Origin of the sequence: Streptomyces dioscori, from assembly GCF_003024195.1 — a bacterium.
GTDB lineage: Bacteria > Actinomycetota > Actinomycetes > Streptomycetales > Streptomycetaceae > Streptomyces > Streptomyces dioscori.
Genome location: NZ_KZ679038.1, coordinates 380,350 through 401,141 on the forward strand (window position 1 = coordinate 380,350; position 20,792 = coordinate 401,141).

The window sequence follows — 20,792 nt, forward strand, 5'->3', positions numbered from 1 at the left end:
CCCAGGACCCAGCGGGCCTACAGGGCTTCCGACGGAGGCCTAGCGAGGGGGCGCCGATGGACCCCGGTCCGTACGCCGGGACGTACACCGGTCCGTACGCCGGTCCGTATGCCGTGGACGGTACGTCGTCCGGGGCGAACCGGCCCCTGACCGTCGGGCTGCTCACCGCCAACATCCATCTGGGGGTGGGGGCGACCCTCTGGTCCGGGGCCCGCGCCGCCGCCGAGCGCAACGACGTCAATCTGATCTGTTTCCCCGGCGGGAACCTCCGGCACGGTGACGTGGCCCGCAGCGAGTTGTACGAACTGGTCGGCCCGGCCCGGCTCGACGGTGTCGTCTGCTGGAGTTCGACCCTGGGGCTGCCGTCGGCCGGGCCCCGAGCCCGCCGACTGCTGCGCCGGCTCGCCCATCTGCCGCTGATCAGCCTCAACCAGCCGCTCAGCGACCAGACCGACGTGCTGTCGATCGACTCCCACGCGGGCATGCGCAAACTGGTCGGCCACCTCGTCCAGCACGGCCGCAGACGGCCCGCCTGCATCCACGGGCCGCTCGCCAACCCGGTCTCCGAGGAGCGCTACCGCGCGTGTGTCGACGCGCTGCGCCACCACGGCATCCGCAACGAACACGTGGGCGCGGCCGTCGACTTCGCGGCGTCGGCCGGTGCCTCGGCGATGCAGGTGCTGCTGGAGGCACGCGGACTGACACCAGGTGTCGACTTCGACGTGGTGCTCGCCTGCAGCGACGTCCTCGCCGCCGGGGCGCTGCGCCATCTCACCGAACGCGGCATCCGGGTGCCGGAGGACGTGGCCGTGGTCGGCTTCAACGACTCCCCCGAAGCCCGTCTCGGCGACCCGCCCCTGACCTCCGTGGCGCTGCCCTTCGAGGAGTTGGGCGCCCTCGCCGTGGACACCCTCGTCGCCCGGCTGCGCGGCACCCGCCCGCCCGATCGCACCACCATCCCCGCCACGCTGGTGCCGCGGCGCTCCTGCGGCTGCCCCTACCCGACGTCGTACCAGCCCCCGCTCGTCGCCCCGGCACCGGCCGCCGCGCGGCACCCCGCGGGCTGGGACGCCGTGGACGGCGTGCTGCCGTCCGGCGGTGCCCGCCTGGCCGCGGCCTTCCGCGCCGAACTCGCCCGCGCCGGCAGCGACCCGTACCCGCCGGAGAGCACCGGCAGCGGGAGCCGTGGCACGGTGAACGGCGGTGCCCGGCCCGGGAGTTTCCTCTCCCTCGTCGAGCGGCTGTTGCACAGCAACGCGGGAACGCAGGCCGAAGTCGACCGCTGGCACCAGGCGTTGGAGAGCGCCCGCCGCGGGGTCGTCGACACGCTGCCGGAGCCACTGCGCCGGGCCGGTGAGGTGCTGTTCGGACAGGCCCGGCTCGTCGTGGCGGAGCGGTCGCGTGCTCTCCTTGAGTACGAGCGCTGGTCGGGGACGCAACGCGCGCGCAGGCTGCGGGAGTTCGGGACCGCGCTGACCACGGTCGTGGACCTGGAGGGGCTTTCGGACGTACTGGAGCGCCATCTGGGTCAGTCGGGCGTCCCGCACTGCCGGATCGTCCTGTACGAGCGCGACGCCGACGCCTCCGGTCCTGCGGCGCTGGGCATGGCGCGGCCCCTGCTCGCGCGTGCGGAGGCGGCACAAGAGGCAGGCCGGGAATCCGGTCCCGCCGGGCCGCTCGGCAGCCCGGCGTTCTCCCCCGCCCTGCTGCTGCCCGACTCGCTGTTGCCGGGCGCAGACCGCTTCACGCTGGTCCTCGAACCGCTGCACATCGGCGAGGAGCATCTGGGCGTCGCCGTGTTCGAGGCCACCTCCGCGCGGGCGGCGTACCACGACGGGGCCGACGGAGCCCTGTACCGGGAACTGGGCGATCAGATCAGTGCCGCGCTGAAGGGCATCGGGCTCTTCGACGAGGTGCGGCGCGCACGGGACGCGGCGGAACAGGCAAGCAGGTTCCAGACGCGACTGCTGACCCATGTCGGCGACGAGTTGCGTACTCCGGTGGAGGCCATGCTGCACCGGTCCGGTGACCCCGCGGCGGCCCTCCTGGAGGTCCGGCGGGACGCCGCGCGCGTGTTGCACCTCATGGAGAACCTCCTGGACCTGGCACGGTCGGAGGCCGGTGACCTCCTGCTGACCAGGCGGCTCATGGACCCGCTGCCCGTGCTCGCGCGGGCGTGCGTGACGGCGGCATCCGCGCTGCCCGCGGGCCGCGCGTGGCGGCTCGGCCTGCCCGAGCGGCTGCCATCGGTGTGGGTGGACGAGACGCGGTTCCAGCAGATCCTGCACAACGTGCTGATCTCGGCGGCGGCCCGCGCGAAGGACACACCGCCCCAGGTGGCGGCCGCCCTCGGCCCGGCAGGCGTGCGGATCACGGTCGACGTCCCGGACGCCCGTACGCCGATCGCGCAGCCCGGCCACCTCCTGGACGTGGGGGTGACCACGGCCCGGCGGCTGGCCATGATGCACGGCGGGGCGCTGACCGTCTCCGACGCGACGGACCGGGCCCAGTACGTACTGGAGTTGGCCCTGCCCTCCCCCGACGGACAGGCGCACCTGGCCGCCGCCGGCGACGCCCCGCTGCTCGTCGTCACTCCCGGCGAACTCTGCGCCGACATCCGCGCGCACGCCGCCCGCCACGGTCTGGAGGTGTGCCGGCCCGACACCGCGCACGACCCCATGCCGTCGGTGGCGCGGCGCACACCCGGAGCCGTCGTGTGGGACGCGCTGCCGGACCGGCCCCAGGAGTGGCGGGCGGTGCAGCGGCTGCACGACCATCCGGCGCTGCGGCACACGCCGTTCGTGCTGTTCGGCGCCGACGGCACCGATCTGCCGCAGGCCCTGCGCGCGCTGCGGCCCAACGGTTTCGCCGAGCCGGTGATCGTGGCGGGCGGCTCGCAGGAGTCCCGGGAGGCGTTGCGGCGGCTGGCCGAGTCGGCGCTGCCGGACCATCCGGCGCGGGTCTCGACCGACGCGACGACGCTGCTGGCGCTGGTCGCGGAGGAGACCCCGCGGCTGGTGGTGCTGGAGCGGGCGCTGCCCGATCTGCAGGCGCTGGACGTGGTGGACCGGCTGCACGACGGCTCGGGCCGGGCCCTGTGCCCTGTCGTCATCGCCGACCACGAGGGCATGACGGCGGCGGACGCGCGGCGCGGACGTCAGCACCCGGCGCTGCTCATGCTGGACATGGACGTGTTCGCGCCGCAGGAGGCCGCCGCGCTCGTACGCGAACTGGCCGCCCATGACTCCCGGTTGCCGCCGCGCACCAGGGACGTCCTCGACGAGGCCCTGGTCTTCCTCTACGAGCACTGGCGGCGGCCGATCTCCCGCTGGCAGGTCGCGCAGGCCGCCGGTGTCAGCCCCGACCACCTCGGCAAGCTCTTCCAGCAGCGGTACGGCCTGACGGTGTGGGAGTACCTGACCCGGCTGCGGATCCGGCGGGCGGCGGAGCGCCTGCGGTCGAGCAACGACAGTGTGCAGAGCGTCGCCCGGTCGGTGGGTTTCAGCGACCGCGCGTACTTCAGCAGGGTGTTCCGTCGGGTCACGGGCGCGGCCCCGCACCACTATCGTGAAAAGACCGCCTCCGGAGAGGGAGTACGGGACGTGCACGCCGGCCCGGCCCATCACTGAACCGGCGTTCACGACCCACTCGGCGCGTGCTCGACCGGCGCCGAAACGGCACTGAAACGCCGTCGAATCCCCGGCGGATATTGCGGAAGCAAGCGCTCACAGTCCGTCAAGTCTCATTAAAGAATGAACCTTGCTTGTTTATGCGGCGGCGGACGTTTCTTGCCCGTCGGGCCGGTTGTCGACTTCCCGCTCGGTTCGTGGTGCACGCCGCGAACACCTGCCGAAACAGGGCGATCTTTGCATGTCAGAACGCCCCCACTTCGCGAAAAACCGGTCGCATAGGTATGTTTCCGGGCGTTCGGTTCCACCCGCCCGGAGACCGTTGACAGGCTCTGGTCCGCTGATCAATTATCGCCGTGCGTCCAGGTGTTCCCAATCGGTACACCAGTCGGACGACGTCTCCGCACCCGTGGGGCGCCGTGAGCAAGAAAGCTGGTGGGCAGAATGCCGCACGACGAAGGCATGAACTCGCCGTCGTTATCGGCTGGCAACGTTGTCGCAATGAATTGCCGAATCACCGGACCTCGCGGACTCCCCCCATTGTTCTCGCTCTCCGCACACCCCGCCGCCGCAACACCCCCCACCTCCAGGAGACACCGATCCGCCGCCCGCCCCGACTCCGCAGCTCCGCCCGGCAACCGGACGTAGAGCAGCCTCGGCGGCCCGCCGCACGGGCGGCCGAACCCCCAGCGTGACTCTCGGAACCAGTAACCCTGACGACGGGAAGACCCAGCCTTGTCCGTGCATGACACCCCCCAGGCTCTGTACACCCCCCAGGTTCCGTCTCCCCGACAGCACCCCGCCGACTCCTCACGGCGGAAGCCCTCGTCCCCCACCGAACTCGCCCCGGCCTCCTTCGCCCAGCAGCGCCTGTGGTTCCTCGCTCAGCTCCCGGGCGGGAACGAGGCCTACAACGAGCCCGTCACCTTCACCCTCCGGGGCCCCCTCGACACGGCCGTCCTGCGCCGCGCGCTCGACGCGCTCGTCGTCCGCCAGCAGGCGCTGCGCACCAGGCTCGTGGCCGTCGACGGCGAGGTGTACCAGCACATCGATCCGCCGGAGATCGGATTCGCGCTCGCCGAGGACGATCTCACCGGACTGCCCGACTCCACGGCACACCTCGACGAATTGCGCCTCCAGGAGGCCTCGGCCCCGTTCGACCTGGCACGCGGCCCCCTCTGCCGCGGCCGTCTCCTCACGCTGGCGGCGGACCACCACGTCCTTCTGCTGACGGTCCATCACACCATTTTCGACGGCCGGTCCATGACCGTGATGACGAGTGAACTGGGCACGTTGTACGCGGCTTTGCTGGACGGACGGCCCGCGCCGCTGGCTCCGCTCCCCCTCCAGTACACCGACCACGCGCGCGCCCAGCGGGAGCTGGTCCTCGCGGGCGGGTTCGCCGAGCACGCCGACTTCTGGCAGCGGCAGCTGGCCGACGCCCCGCCGCTGTCCGGCCCGCCCACCGACCGCCCGCGCCCCGCCCAGCAGGATCTGCGGGGCGGCCGGGTGGAGTTCGCCCTCGACGCCGGCCTCACCGCCGGCCTGCGTGCTCTGGCACGGCAGCGCGGACGCACGCTGTTCGGCTCCGTCCTGACCGGCTGGTCGCTGCTGATGTCCCGGCTCAGCGGCCGTCCCGACGTGGTCGTGGGCACCCCCACGGCAGGCCGGCGGCACAACGAGGACCTGTCGGACGTCATCGGCTTCTTCGTGAACACGTTGCCGCTGCGTGCCGACTTCTCCCGTACGGCGACGGCCGGTGACGCCCTCGCGCACGTGGGAGGTGTCCTGCGTGAGGCACTCGGCCACCAGAACCTGCCCTTCGAGCACATCGTGGAGCTCGTCAACCCGGTCCGCAGCGCCGCCCACACACCGCTGTTCCAGACGATGGTCGCCTGGGTCCCCGAGCGGGACGGACTGCTCGAACTGTCCGGCCTGGACGTCACCCCGCTCGACATCCCGGACGCACCGGCGAAGTTCGAACTGGCGCTGTCGCTGACCGAGTCGCACGGCCGCATCGTCGGCCACCTGGACTACGCGTCGGCGCTGTTCGACGAGGACACCGCGCGACGGTACATACGTCAGCTGGAGCACCTGCTCACCGACATGGTGGCCCGGCCCGAGGCACCCGTGGGCACACTCAAGCTGATGGACGAGCGGGAACGGCGGCTGCTGCTCACGGAGTTCGCGAACGGGCAGCCGCTCACGGCCGAGCCCTCGCCCCGGGCCGGGAGCGCGACGGCTCGCCCGGACACCCGCGCGGAGCCTCGTCCGAACACCGGCGCGGAGCCTCGTCCGGACACCGGCACGGAGGCTCGTCCGGACCGCCGCGCGGACGGGCTGGTGGAGCGGTTCGACGAACAGGTCGCCGCCCGCCCCGCCCGGACGGCGCTGGTGTGCGGCGACGAACGGCTCGACTACTCCACCCTCGCCGGGCGGGCCGGTCGCCTCGCCCGTGCTCTCGCCGACCAGGGCGTCGGCCCCGGCGACATCGTCGGACTGCACACCGGACGCTCCGTCGAACTGGTCGTCGGCGTCCTGGGCATCCTCAAGTCGGGCGCCGCCTATCTGCCGCTCGACCCGGCCCAGCCGCCCGCCCGGCTCGCCGCGATGGTCGAGGACGCGGCGCCCGTCCTGGTGCTGAGCGACCTCCCCGGCGCGCAGAGGCCCGCCGAGTGGCGCTATCTGCCGACGGTCGAGGCATCGGCGGACAGCGATGTCCCGCCCGCGCCGGTCCCGGACGACGAGCAGGTGGCCTACGTCCTCCACACGTCCGGCTCGACCGGTCGCCCCAAGGGCGTGGCCGTCACCCGGCGCAGCGTCCTGAACCTGTTCGACAACTGGGCGGCCCGCATGGGCGCGACACCGGGAGAGGCCACCTCCGCCTGGTCGAGCATCGGCTTCGACGCCTCGGTCCACGAGTTGCTGCTGCCGCTGACGACGGGCGCCGAACTCCATCTCGTACCGGAGGAGTTGCGTGGCGACCCCGAGGAGCTGATGGAGTGGATGCGACAGCACCGCATCGTGCAGGCGTTCCTGCCGCCCTCCTACATCCGGTGGATCGACGAGGAGCCCGGCAAACGGCTCGACGGGCTCGCGCTGCGCCAGTTGCTCACCGGTGTGGAGTCCCTTCCGGAGTCCGCGCTGCACCGCATGGGTGAGCATCTCCCGGGTCTCAAGGTGTGCTTCGGCTACGGGCCGACCGAGACCACGCTGTACAGCACGGCGTACTACGACCCGCGGCCCCTCGACCGGCAGTGCCCCATCGGGCGGCCCCTCGCGGGCACGCGCATGTACCTCCTCGACGAGCACATGGAGCCGGTCCCGGTCGGTGTCGCAGGAGAGGTCCACCTGGGCGGCGCGAGCCTCTCGGCCGGCTATCTGCACCGACCCGACCTGACCGACGAGCGCTTCCTGCCGGACCCCTTCGTCCCCGGTGAGCGCGTCTACCGTACGGGGGACCTCGCCAGGTATCTGCCCGACGGCAACGCCGTCTACGTGGGGCGCGTCGACGACCAGGTGAAACTGCGCGGCTTCCGTATCGAACCGGCCGAGATCGAGGCCGCGCTGCTCGCCCTGCCACCGGTGCGCGAGGCGGCCGTGGTGATCGACCGGGACGCCGGCGCCGAACCCCGGCTGGTGGCGGCGGTGGCCGTCGGCGAGGCGCCCGCCCGGCCTTCGCACGAGTGGCGCGCGGCCCTGGCGGACCGGCTGCCGGACTACATGATCCCCGCGGTGGTCGTCGAGCTCCCCGTCCTGCCGCTGAACCGGAGCGGGAAAGTGGACCGTACGGCCCTGCTGCGCGCGGCGGCCGAATCCGAGACCGGCCAGGTCAACACCCAAAGCCCCCGCGACCACATTGAGTTGACGCTCTTTCAGATATGGCGGGGTATTCTCCTCGGCCCGGACTTCGGCATCCGGGACAGCTTCTTCGACATCGGGGGCACGAGTCTGTCGGCCATCAAGATGGCCCACGGCATCCGCGCGGCGCTCGGCACCACGGTTCCCGTCCGCGACCTCATGCTCCATCCGACGATCGAGGGCCTCGGCGGCCTCGTCCGCCGGGGCCGTTCGGAGACACCACCGAGCAACCTCATCGAGTTCCGCAAGGGCGGCACCGGCGGAAACGTCGTATGCGTCCACCCCGCGGGCGGCACCGCGTTCTGCTACCTCCCCCTGGCCGGGACACTGCCCCCCGACGTCGGCCTGTACGGGATCCAGTCCCCCGGAGTCAATCCCGGCGAGGCATTCCTGCCCGACGTCGAGGCCATGGCCGAGGCCTATCTGCGGCTCGTCGAGCCCTTCGGCGACGGTCCTCTCGTCCTCACCGGTCTCTCCTACGGCGGGCTCGTCGCCCACGAGATGGGCCGCCGACTCGCGGACGCCGGCCGCACCGACGTGAGTGTGGTGCTGCTGGACACCCAGGCCACCGAGGACCCCGAGGTGCGGGCCATCGCGACCGAGCCCGTGGACCTGGCGGAGTTCCGGGACAAGCTCGTGATGTTCAACGGCATGTATCCGGGGATCGACGACGAGCAGATCGACACGTACTTCCGGATCTACAACCACAATCGCCTGACGGCCCGCGACCACCTGCCGGCGCCTTCGACGGCCCGTCTGGTCCTGATGCAGGCCGTCGGCGGTACGACCACCGACCCGGCGTCCCTGCCCGAGGTACGCGAGTTCTGGCGGCGTCGCGCGGAGAACGGCTTCCGGCTCGAACTACTCGACTGCGACCACTGGGAGGTGCTGGAGAGCGGTACCTCGCCGCAGGTGGCGGCCGTGCTCTCCGCCGAACTCGCGGCGCTCTCCGTCGCGGCCACCGCCGCACCCGTCGCTGTCTCCGTCGCTGTGTCCATCGTCGCCGAGGAGGCGTGATGTCCGGCTCCTTCGCGTCCGGGTCCGCTGCACCCGGCTCCTTCGCGTCCGGGTCCGCTGCACCCGGCTCCTCCGCGTCCGGCTCCTTCGCGTCCGGTCCGCTGCTGGCCGAAGCCGTACTCGACCAGGCACGCCGGACCCCCGATGCCCTCGCCGTGGCCGACGGGGACCACCGCCTCGACTACGCGGCCCTCGACCGGGCCTCCCTTCGCGTGGCACGCGGCCTCCGAGCCCGTGGAGTCCGTGCGGGGCAGGCCGTCGCGGTCCGCCTGCCGCGGTCCTGGCGACTGGTGTGCGTCATGCTCGGCATCCGCCGCGCCGGAGCCACCGTGGTCCCGCTCGACGCGCAGAGCCCCGCCGAGCGCCGCCGCCACATCCTCGACGACTCGGCCGCCGTGGCCCTGGTGCACGACGACACGGGCGGAGCGGTGGACGACGGGCTCGGCGAGGGCCCCGGCTTCCTGCTGCACGTCGGCGACCTCCTCGGCGACCTCCTCGGCGAGGACCCCCGAGCGGACGCGGAGCCCTTCGACGAGGTCACCCCCTCGACGGACGCCGCCACGTCGTTCCTCTTCTACACCTCGGGCACCACGGGCCGCCCCAAGGGAGTCGAGGTCAAGGACGCCGGAATCATGCGTCTGGCCGACCCCGGTTTCCTCTCCCCCACTGCGGGCGCACGGTACGCCGGAATCTCCAACCCGGCCTTCGACGCACTGAGTTACGAGGTATGGGTACCGCTGCTGACCGGCGGAACGTGTGTCGTCCTGAGCGACGGACAAGTCCAGAACCCGGGTCTGCTCGCCGAGACCCTGCGGCACGAGCGGATCGACGCCCTCTTCGTCACCGCGGCCCTGTTCAACGCCGTCACCGACAGCGTGCCGCACTGCTTCGACTCCGTCGGCCACGTCCTGATCGGCGGCGAACAGCTCAACGCCACCCGCCTCAAACGCTGGTACCGGGACAACCCCGGCACCACGACATGCCTGGTCAACGCCTACGGACCCACCGAGTCCTCGACCTTCGCCCTGCACCACCCCGTGCCCCGCGACTTCGACGGCGACACCGTTCCCGTGGGCCGGCCCGTGCCCGCCACGGAGGCGCTGCTGGTCGCCGACGGCTCACGGATCGCCGAGACCGACGAGATCGGTGAACTCTACTTGTCCGGGGCCGGGTTGGCGTCGGGCTACCGCAACCTGCCCGAGGAGACCGCCCACCGCTTCGCCCCGCTGCCGTGGCACGACGAAGGCCGCGCCGTCTGGTACCGCACCGGCGACCTCGTACGCCGTGACGCCACGGGACTGTTCACCTTCGTCGGGCGGGCGGACCGCCAGGTGAAGGTACGCGGCTTCCGCATCGAGCCCGGAGAGGTCGAGCAGCAGCTCGGCGCACACCCCGCTGTCCGGCAGGCCCGGGTCTGCACCCGGCACGACGTGGACGGCGCCCATGAGCTGCTTGCCTATCTGGTACTGGGCGCCGAGCTGACGTACGAGGAGTACGAACGCCATCTGACGGCCACCCTGCCCCCGTACATGCGCCCGCACCGCACCCATCTCGTGGACGCCCTGCCACGCAACGCCAACGGCAAGGTCGACGACGCCGCCCTGCTGAGCTCGACGACGCCGGCGTGGCGCCGTACCGGCGGCGCGGCCGTCGAGGTGACGGACGCGCAGCGCGAGGTGCTGGAGATGGCCGGGAACGTGCTGGGGGTGTCGGAGCTGCGGCCCGACGACCGCTGGATTCCCCAGGGCGGCGACTCGCTCAAGGCGCTGCGCCTGCGGTTCCGGATCCGGCGCCGCTGGAACGTCGAGCTGCCGCAGTCGGTCGTCCTGCGGGAGGACTTCGCCGCGCTGACGGAAGCCATCACTTCCGGGACCGCCGGTTCCCCCGGCTCTCCCGGCTCTCCCGGCTCCTCCGGCTCCTCCGGCGCGGGCCAGTCGGCGCCGCCGCACCCCGCGGTGCCGGACCCGAGCGGACGCCGTTCCGCACCGGCCACCTCCGAGCAGCAGCGTCTGTGGCTCCTCGACCGGAGCGACCCGCACAGTCGCGCCTACGACGTTCCGCTCGCCTTCCACCTGCAGGGCACCGTCGACGAGGACGCCTTGCGCGCCGCGCTCACCCGTCTCGTCGCCGCACACCCCGCCCTGCGTACGGCTTTCCGCTCCACCCCGCAGGGGCTGCTCCAGGAGATCGGCGACCCCTTCGATCCCTGGGAGCCGGCCGACGTCCTCGACGGTGAGGACTGGGAGCCTGCGGCACGGCGGTTCTTCGCCGCACCCTTCGATCTCGCCGAAGCGCGGATGCTGCGGGCGGGACTGCTGCACACATCCCACGGCCCGGTCCTCCTGCTCCACCTGCACCACATCGCTGTCGACGGCTGGTCCCTGAACGTCCTCTTCCGCGACCTCACCACCTTCACCGCCCGAGCCGCCGGACTCGAAGAAGCCGAACGCGAGGCAGCCGAACGCGAAGAAACCGGACTCCAAGAAGGGGAAGCGGGAACCCGACACACGCCGCTCGATTTCGCGCTGTGGCAGCGGCGTTGGCATCTGGAGCCCTTCTACGACGAGCAGCGTTCGGGCCTGCGTCGCCACTACGCGGCCCAGGCCCAGGAACCTTCCCAGCTGACGTCCGCCGTCACGAACACAGCCGACACCGGGGCCCGGCTGCTGACCGCGTCCCTCGACCTCGTCCAGCGCTCCCGGCTCGACCGGCTCGGCGCGGAACTCGGTCTCACCCGTTTCCAGCTCCTGCTGGCCGCCTTCTCCTGGAGCCTGTACGGCGTGACGGGCCAGACCCGTCCGCTCGTGGCCAGTCCCGTCTCGGGCCGTCCGGTCGGCGAATTCGCCTCCACCGTCGGTATGTTCGCCAACACCGTGCTGCTGCCGCTGCGGCTCCAGCCGGGTGACGGCCTGCGCGGGCAGCTCGGCCGGCAGGCCGCCGAGGTGCAGCAGATCCTGGACCGGCAGGACGTGACGCTCGCCGATGTGCTGACCGACCACGACTTCGGTGGCGGCCCGCTCTTCGACTTCATGTTCGTCCTGGAGAACACCGACTTCGGCGCGCTGTCGTTGCCGGACTGCCGGGTGCGCCCCGCCTGGCCGCAGCCCATCGACACCAAGTGCGCGCTCACGCTGTCCGTCGTCGAGCAGGACTTCGGGTTCGACTGCCTGTGGGAGTACGCGGCCGGGCGCTTCGACGCCGAGGTGGTGGCGTCCGCCCATCGACTGTTCGTACGGGCGATCGACCTGCTGACCGCCGCGGACGAGGACGAGGACTGGAGCCAGGGGCAGGACGAGCCCACGCTGGCGGCCCTCGTCGCGCCCTACCGGCGTGCGCTGCCCGATCCTGGACGAGGGGCGCGGAGCACTCCCGCGTTCACGACCGTGGCGGAGGGCTTCGCCGCGCAGGTGCGCCGGACTCCGTACGCACCGGCCCTGACCACAGGCGATCACACGCTCACGTACACACAACTGGACGCACACGCGCGGACGTTGGCAGCCGAGTTGGCGGCCCGGCTGCCGCTGCCTTCCGATCCCGGGGCGCCCGCCCGGGTCGCGCTGCATCTCACGCCGTCGGCCGAGCACATCGTGGCGCTCCTCGCCGCCGCGCAGCTCAACCTGACCGTCGTACCGCTCGATCCCGCCTACCCGCCCGCACTGCTGCGCCGAGTCCTGCGGGACGCCGCCCCTTTGTGCGTCCTGACCGCGGTCGGCGCGGAGGAGGACGTGGCCGCGATCGCGTCGCCCGAGCTGCCACGGCACCCGATCGATCTGGCCGCCGCCGTGCCGTCCGCGCCGCGACCCGTTCCGCACGCGGGCCTGAGACCGCTCTACACGCTGTTCACCTCCGGCTCCACCGGCACGCCCAAGGGTGTCGACGTACCGGACCTGACGCTGTGCAACCTGCTGCACTGGCAGACCGAAGGGGGCGGTCTCGGCGAGGCCGCGGTCACCCAGCAGTTCTCCATGCTGTCCTTCGACGTCTCCTTCCAGGAGGTCTTCACGACGCTGTGCTCGGGCGGGCGCCTGCACCTCGTGCGCCCCGAGTGGCGGCAGGATCTGCCCGCCCTGCTCGACCAGCTGGAACAGGCCGGTGTCGAGCGGCTGTTCCTGCCCTGTGTGGCGCTGCAGCTGCTGGCCGAGCACGCCGTCCACCTGGGCCGTTTCCCGTCGCGGCTGCGTGAGGTGGTCACCGCCGGCGAGCAACTGCTGTGCACCGACGCCATCCGCCGCTGGTTCGCCGGTCTGACGGACGCCCGGCTGTTCAATCACTACGGGCCCACGGAGACTCATGTCGTCAGCGGGCTGTGCCTCGACGGCGACCCGATGCTGTGGCCCACCCGCCCGGCCATCGGACGCCCGGTGGCCAACGCGGTCCTTCGCGTGACCGACGACAGCGGCGAACCGCTCCCGCCGGGAGCTGTCGGCCGGCTGCTGATCGGCGGCCCGATGGCCTCGCCCTGCTATCTCGGAGACGCGGAGCTCAACCGCTCCCGATTCACCGAACTGCCCGGCCACGGCCACGGAACGTTCTACCGCAGCGGCGACCTGGCGCATTTCGACGCCGCCGGACTGCTGCACTTCGACGGCAGGGACGACGACCAGATCAAGCTCAGCGGTCACCGGCTGGAACTGGGGCAACTGGAGGCCGCGCTGCTGCGGCACCCGTCGGTCATCGGTGCCCTGGTGTCCTTCGACGGCGATTCCCTCGTGGCGCTGCTGCAGTGCCGCGGCGACGACCCCGATCCGGGCCGGCTCAACGAGCATCTCGCCGGGGAGCTGCCGCCCTTCGCCCGCATCCGCACGTTCCGCAGAGTGGAGGCGTTGCCGCGCACGCCGAGCGGCAAACTCGACCGCCGCGCGGTCGCCACCCAGGGGCGTGAACTGGGGAGTGGGCTGCCGCCTGAGAGGCGGGGCTCCGGGGCACCGGAATCGGCCCTGCGATCCGTGGCGTCCGCTCGGGAGACCCGGCTGTGCGAGCTGTTCGCCACGGTGACGGGCAAGAGGGTGCTGCCGGACCAGCGGTTCTTCGACGCGGGCGCGGGCAGCCTGGACCTGATGCGTTTCCAATTGCGGTGCGGTGTCGAGCTGGGACTGTCCTTCACGGTCGCGGACCTCTTCGAGCACGTCACCGTGCGCAGCCTGAGCCGGTTCCTCGACACGTCGGACCCGGTTGGCACTGACGCCGGCGCCGGCGCTGCGTCCACGGCTACGACTACGACTACAGCTACGGCGCGTGAACCGGTCGACCGGAACAGCGGCGCGGACGCCGAGCCGATCGCCGTCGTCGGGATGGCCGTACGACTGCCCGGCGCCCCCGACCTGGCGTCGTTCTGGCGGATGGTCGAGTCCGGAGAGCGCGGCATCGAGCACTTCCCGGCCGCCGAGGGGCGCGTGGGCGCCCGCAGCCAGATGGACGGTCTGCTGGCCTTCGACCCGCACCACTTCGGCATCAGCCCGCAGGAAGCACGGCTGATGGACCCGCAGCAGCGGCACCTGCTGATGAGCTGCGTCGAAGCGCTCGCCCACGCGGGCATCGCCGACCCCGCCGAGAGCCGCGTCGGCCTGATAGCGGGCTGCGGCGAGAACACGTACTTCCAGTCCATGCTGCGTGAGGCCGACCCCGCCGCGCTCCCGGACGGCTTCCGGCTGGCCCTCCACCACGACAAGGACTTCCTCGCCACCAAGGCGGCGTACCACCTGAACCTGACCGGTCCTGCCTTCACGGTCCAGGCGGCCTGTGCCAGCTCCCTCGTGGGGGTGCACATCGCGGCGGGGCTGCTGCGGCAGGGCGAGGCCGACGTGATGCTGGCCGGCGGGGTACTGGTCGACACGCTGCTGACGGACGGGTACACCTACCGGCCGCAGCACATCTTCTCGCCCGACGGCCACTGCAGGCCCTTCAGTGACGACGCCGCGGGGACCGTCGGCGCGAGTGGTGTCGGTGTCGTGGTCCTCAAACCGCTGAGCCTCGCCGAGCGCGACGGCGACACCGTGTACGCGGTCGTCACCGGGTCCGCCCTCAACAACGACGGGGCGTCGAAGCTCGGCTACAGCGCGCCTTCCGTCTCCGGACAACGGGAGGTCATCCGGACCGCGCTGCGCCGCAGCGGCCGCCCGGCCACCGACCTCGGGTACGTCGAGGCGCACGGCACCGGGACCCGGCTGGGCGACCCGGTGGAGGTCGGCGCGCTGCGGCAGGCTCTCGACCTGCCCGACTCCGCCTCGTGCGCCCTGTCGTCCGTGAAGAGCCAGATCGGTCACCTGGGCGCCGCCGCGGGCGTCGTCGGCCTGGTGCGCGCGGCACTCGCCGTCCACCACGGGGTGATCCCGCCGAACGTCGACTTCCGCCGCCTCAACCCGGAGATCGGCGCCGACCCGGGCCCCTTCCGCATCCCGACGAGCGCCCAGCCCTGGCCGACGGGCCGTCCGCGCGTGGCCGCGGTCAGCAGTTTCGGCATCGGCGGCACCAACGCGCATCTGATCCTGGAACAGCACTCGGCCCCTGCGTCGGCGCGCACGCCCGAGGGACCCGGCGGGAGCGTCCACGCCGACCGCCTGGTGCTGTCCGGCAGCAGCGAGCAGTCCCTGCGTACGGACGCCCGGCGCATCGCCGACCATCTGGCCGCCGCTCCGCAGACGTACGACCAGGTCCTGCGCCATCTGCGGAGCGGCCGGCCGACGCGCACGCACCGGGTCGCGGCCGACTGCCCGGACGCGGAGGCAGCCGTGGCGTGGCTGCGGAGGGTCGCGGACGGCTCGGTGCATACGGCGACCGGTGCGGGCGACGTCGCGGACGTGGGGCGGGATCCGGTCGACGCGAGCCCCGGCCCGCGGCCGGACACTCACCCCGCTCCCCCGCCCTGGGACTTCCCGCCCCCCGCCTTCGCCCTCACCGACTACGATTTCCCGCGCGCCGCCCGGGGACCCGAGCAGTCCGTCATGGCAGCCGACGCCGCCGCAGTCACGCCACCGGTGCGGATGCCGGAGAACGAGTGGCTGCACCAGACCGAGTGGGCGCGGCTGCGACGGGCCGTCCCCTACACCGGTTCCCTGTCGGGACGCCCGGTCGTGGTCGTCACCGACGGCACCTCGACGCCGGTCGACTGGAAGGCACTGCACTCCGCCCACAGCCGGGTCGTCCACGTCACGACCGGTCCCGCGTACGCCCGGTCCGGCACCGACCGGTACGAGGTCGACCCCGCCGATCCCGCCTCGCTGGCCCGTCTGCTCCGGGACGTCGGAGACGACGCGCCCGAGGGATTCGAGTGGCTGCACGCGCTGCCTCTCGGTGTCGAAGGGCCGGTCGGCGAAGGGTCGTTGGAGGACGCCCGGCGGGTCTGCCTCGACCACACGGCCGCCCTGTGCCAGGCCGTGGCGAGCCTGCCGCCCGGCGCGCGTCCGCGCCTGTGGTGGCTGTCCCACAGCACGCAGCCGGTGACGGGCGAGGTGTCGCGCCCCGAACTGGGCCTGCTGGCCGCGGCGGTGGAGGTACCGCGGCAGGAACTCGGCCTGGACACACGCTGGATCGACCTGCCGAGTGCCGATCCGTCCGACTGGGCCCATCTGCTGCCGGTCGTTCTCGCGGACGCGACGACCGGGACCGTCACGGAGACCTCCACGGAGACCTCCACGAGGGTCGCCCCGGAGCGCCGTACCGCCCTGCGCCAGGGCTATTGGTGGCGGCCGGTCGCCCGTTCCGTACCGCGCCCGCCGACGCGCTCCGCCGGGCTCATGCGGGGTGCCGGGCTTCTGGAGGGCGACGGCACACACCTCGTCCTCGGCGGCACCGGTGGCATCGGTACCGGAATCGCCACCTGGCTGCTCGAACACACCGAAGGGCGGGTCGTGTTGCTCGCGCGCCGCGCCCAACTGCCGCCCGCCCTCGCCCGCTGGTCCGACCGTGTCACCCTCGTGGCGGCCGATCTCGCCGAGGAGTCACTCGACGACATCGTGGAACGGTGCGCACCCCACACCGGCCGCCTCCACGGCATCGTGCACGCCGCGGGCAGCGCGTCCGGCGCCCTCCTGATCCGCCGCGACAGCGAGACCATGCGCGACGCCGACCGGGCGAAACTGAACGCCGTCCTGCTCACCGAGCGGCTGATCGCCCGCCACGCACCGCGCTATGCCGCCTACTGCTCGTCCCTGTCCGCCCTGTTCGGCGGGGTCGGCCAGTTCGACTACGCGGCTGCGAACGGCGTGCTCGACGCCTTCGCCCACCACGGCGGCGAGGCCTCGGCGACCGTGCGCCTGGGCATCGGGTGGGACGTGTGGCGAGACGCCGGCATGGCCCGCGACGCGCTCGGCACGGACGCGCGCCACCAGGCCCACCTGCGGACGGGCCTGTCGACCGCCGAAGGCCTGCGCGTCTTCGCGGACGCCATGGAACTCCAGCTGCCGCACCTGCTCGTGTCCAGTACGCCGCTGGAGGCCTCCCGGTACTTCTACGAGCCCGAGGCACAGCCCGCCGAGGACGTCAGCCAAGAACCGGTCGGGGCAGCGACGCCACCCGACGCCACCGAACTCATGGAAGCGGCCCGGGAGTTGCTCGGCACGGACACGCTGGACCCCGCAGCGTCGCTGTACGACCTGGGCGCGGACTCCCTCACCCTGCTCGACCTGCTCTCCGAGGTGAAGCGGCTGTACGGGGTCGACATCGAGCTCTCGCATCTCAGCCATCAGGTGAGCGTCAACGACCTCCTCGCCCGCCTCGGCCGACCCGCGCAGGCGGAAGGACCCGCCGACGACCCGGTGACCATCGAGACCTGGCAGACCGGCGACGACCAGGACGACGTGCTGTGTGTGATCCACCCGGTCGGTGGTGACATCCAGGCCTACCGGCCGCTGGTCTCGGCCCTGGACGCGCGCACCACGGTCTGCCTCGTCCCCGACCCCGCTCTGCACGATCCCGGCCTGCCGCACTGGTCGGTCGCCGAGCGGGCGGACCGCTATCTCGCCGCGCTGCGCGCCCGGTTCCCCGACCCGCGGACCCGGCTGCGGCTCGCGGGCTGGTCGTTCGGCGCGCTGGTCGCCCACTCCATGGCCGCGAGCGCCGAAGCGGCGGGCCGGCCCGTGGAACGGCTGTATCTCCTGGATCCGCCCGCGCCGCAACCAGGAACTCAAGACAGCCCGGACAGCCTCGATGAAGACGCCCTGCGTGCCGTATTCGAGCACGAACTCCACGGCAACAAGCTCCAGTCGGCGTCCCCGGCGACAGGACTGCCAGGGGCAACAGAGGCAACAGGGACGACAGGGGCGAGGGCAACGGGAACGACGTACGCCGAACGGCTCGCCCACTGCTGCCGGGCCAACATCTCCGCGATGACCGCCCACACCGCGCCCCGGCTGACCCGCACGCCCAGTGCCCTGTGGGTGGCCACCGAGATCACGCCCGACCTGCCGCTCGCCCCGCCCGAGCCGACGGCCGCCGAGGAGTGGACGGCGCTGCTTGCCCACCCCGCCCAGGTTCACCACGTACAGGCCACGCACTACGAGATCGTCACCGGACGGCACGTACAGGACATAGCCCGCGCGATCGACGCCGACCGGTGAGCCACGTCCGACGGCCGCCGCCCACCGTCCCCTGCCCCTCCTCCACCCCTCACCTCGGAACATCGAACAACATCGGACAACATCGGAGACACCATGGATCAGTTCACCCTCGACGCCATCGCACGCATCACGACAGCGCCCCGCGAGACCTATGAGAGCTTCACCGTCGACCCGCTGACGCCCCTTCTCGGCGCGGAGATAACCGGCCTCGACCTTTCCGAGGAACTGACCCCCGTCCAGCAGAAGGACATCCGGACGGCCTTCCTGACCCACCATGTCCTGGTCTTCCGCGACCAGCACCTCACCCCTGAGGACCACAAGCGGTTCGCCGCGCTGTTCGGGCCGCTGCACCTGGACTCCCTGCCCGAGGAGGGGGGTGACCCGTACATCCTCAAGGTCAGTGCGAACAAGGACTCCAAGGTCGTCGTCGGCAACGGCTGGCACGCCGACGGGACGGCCGACGACGAGCCCTCCCTCGGCTCGATGCTCTATGTGACCGAGGTGCCGGAGATCGGCAGTGGGGGCGACACCCTCTTCGCCAACATGCACCTCGCCTACGACATGCTGTCCCCGGCCATGAAGACGTTCCTGGACGGACTGACCGCCGTCCACGACGGTGCCCGCCCCTGGTTCACCCTGGGGCAGCTGCCCCCGGCGGAGTACGACGCGCCGCGCAACGAGCACCCGGTCGTCGTGCGCCACCCCGACACCGGACGCAAGATCCTGTTCGTGAACGGGCCGTACACCTCGCACATCACCCAGCTGGCCACCGGCGAGAGCAAGGCCGTCCTGGACATGCTGTACGACCACGTCGCCCGTACGAACCTGCTGCACTGCCGGGTGCGCTGGCAGGCCAACACCCTGGTGTTCTGGGACAACCGCTGTGTCCAGCACCACGCCACCTGGGACTACTTCCCGTACTCCCGCTACGGACAGCGCATCGCGATCGACGGGACGCGGCCCTTGGCATGACCGGGGTCGCAGCGGCCCGGCCCGCCCCCGGGTCACCGGGGCGGGCCTGCCTGCGTCCTGCTTCTCTGCTTCCCTCCCTGCTTCCCTGCTCCCCGCCTCCCTGCGCCGAAGCGTCAGGGACGCAGGTACCGGGTCAGCTGTTCCAGCAGGCGCGCGGCGTCCTGGAGGTTGCGGGCGGTGTCCGAGAAGTCCGCGGCGAGCAGTTCCCCGGGCTCTTCGCCGCCTTGACCGTCCACCCCGGAAACGGGAACGGGGATCCTCGTCCCCCGGTAGCCCACCGGCTGCGCGTCCGCACCCTGGCGGTAGCCGACGAAGTCGCTGACGCCGGGAGCGGCGGCCTCGGCGCCCCCGTCGAAGAAGCGCACATCGAGCAACTGGGTCTCGTCCGCACCATGGTTGTCGGTGATCCGCAGGCGGTAGTACCGATGGGCCTCGGAGCGGGCGAGCGTGAACTCCCTGCACTGGTAACGCCCTTGGAAGACCTCACCCGCGCGGGAGTCCAGCGGCGTCCAGGACCGGCCGTCGGGGGAACCCTCCAGCACCCAGTCCGCCGGGTCCCGTTCGGGGACGTCGTTGGCGGAGGTCAGGCTGTAGGCACTCACCGCGACCGGCAGGTCGAAGGTGAAGCTCAGCTCGGGGTCCTGCTCATGAGCGAGCCACTTGCCGCCCGACTTCAACAGGTTCTCCGCGACCTCGCCGAAGTCCGTGAACTCGTCGCTGGCCCACACCTGCGAGACCAGTTCGGTGACGTCACGCCGCTCGCCGGGTGCCGCGGGCCGTCCCGCGATGACCGGGAGGAGCAGGGAGAGTGAGGTGGCCGCGCCGGCACGGTCGCTCCACGTCACGCGGTCCACGGGGGCGCCGCCGTCGTCGAGCAGCAGCCGCAGCCGGCCGGCCGGGCTCCACACACCGTCGTGCTCCTCCTCGGTGGTGAAGTACTGCGGGACGACATTGCCGGCGCGCCCGCCATGGGGCAGCGGTCCGGTGAGGGTGCCGCGCAGTTCACCGAGGGAGCCGTCGGCGTCCCTGAAATGACCGTGGAACCCTGACAGGTCCGTGCGGAACGCCACGGCGGAGTCCGCCCCCGTGGCCCCGCGCCACGCGAGCCGGGTGACGGGTTCCCGCTCGCCCGTCGCGTCCTGGGTCTCGCTCCGGTCGAGCTGGAAGCGCAGATCCGCACCCGCCTGCCAGGCGGTGGCTCCCAGGCGGCGCCGCTCGGTGGCGAAGACCCACCCGGATCGTTCGTCTGCTCCGCGCCCGGCCACACGACGCGCCCGGCCGTCGTGTCCGACGGAGTCCAACGTGAGATCCCGCAGCCGTATCACGCCGTCGCCCTCCACCTCGTCCTCGCCTCCGTCCGCGGCGTTGTGGACCGCCAGGACGTTGGGGCCCGGCCGCAGCGCCGTGCCGGGCACGGTCAGCACGTACTCCCGTACGGTGTCGGGTCCTTCGGCGCCCGACAGCAGGAAGCCCTTGGCCACCGGCTCACCGTTCACCTCGGCGTCGAGAGGCGCGGCGACACCGAGCACCGACATCCGCAGCTCGGCCTCGGCGGACTCCAGCCCGTCCGGCACCATGAAGTCCACAGTGAGATGACCGCCGGACGCCACCACCACGTAGGTCGGGGCGACCGCACAGCGGTGCCCGCGCACGACAGCGTTCGACAACTTGGCGGGCCGGGTGGCGAAATCGACGAAGACAGGGTCCATTGCATTTCCTCACGAGCGTCCACAGCACCGCACACGGTCGGGCGACCGGC

5 protein-coding genes are annotated in these 20,792 nt (G+C 72.1%); 4 read left to right on the top strand and 1 reads right to left on the bottom strand.

Features of this window, described 5'->3' with window-relative positions; genetic code table 11:
• Nucleotides 1-56 precede the first annotated feature (56 nt).
• The 4 genes from C6Y14_RS01645 (at nucleotide 57) to C6Y14_RS01660 (ending at nucleotide 19,033) form a co-directional block, all read left to right on the top strand.
• The gene (locus tag C6Y14_RS01645; protein WP_107014602.1) at nucleotides 57-3,629 is read left to right on the top strand and encodes a substrate-binding domain-containing protein; all 3,573 of its coding nucleotides are present in this window, start codon (nucleotides 57-59) and stop codon (nucleotides 3,627-3,629) included.
• Nucleotides 3,630-4,370: 741 nt separating this feature from the next.
• The gene (locus C6Y14_RS01650; protein ID WP_225890888.1) at nucleotides 4,371-8,507 is read left to right on the top strand and encodes a non-ribosomal peptide synthetase; all 4,137 of its coding nucleotides are present in this window, start codon (nucleotides 4,371-4,373) and stop codon (nucleotides 8,505-8,507) included.
• Nucleotides 8,507-18,061, top strand: coding sequence for a non-ribosomal peptide synthetase (locus C6Y14_RS01655; RefSeq protein ID WP_107014603.1), 9,555 nt, complete (start codon nucleotides 8,507-8,509; stop codon nucleotides 18,059-18,061). The genes C6Y14_RS01650 and C6Y14_RS01655 overlap by 1 nt, the downstream gene beginning before the upstream one ends.
• Nucleotides 18,062-18,154: 93 nt before the next feature.
• Nucleotides 18,155-19,033 carry a TauD/TfdA dioxygenase family protein gene (locus C6Y14_RS01660; protein ID WP_107014604.1) on the top strand — a complete coding sequence of 293 codons (879 nt, stop codon included), beginning with the start codon at nucleotides 18,155-18,157 and terminating at the stop codon, nucleotides 19,031-19,033.
• Nucleotides 19,034-19,146: 113 nt separating this feature from the next.
• On the opposite strand, the gene C6Y14_RS01665 is transcribed toward C6Y14_RS01660, so the two are convergent.
• On the bottom strand, nucleotides 19,147-20,742 hold the full coding sequence (locus tag C6Y14_RS01665) for a discoidin domain-containing protein (RefSeq protein WP_107014605.1): 1,596 nt from the start codon (nucleotides 20,740-20,742) through the stop codon (nucleotides 19,147-19,149).
• Nucleotides 20,743-20,792: the final 50 nt, after the last annotated feature.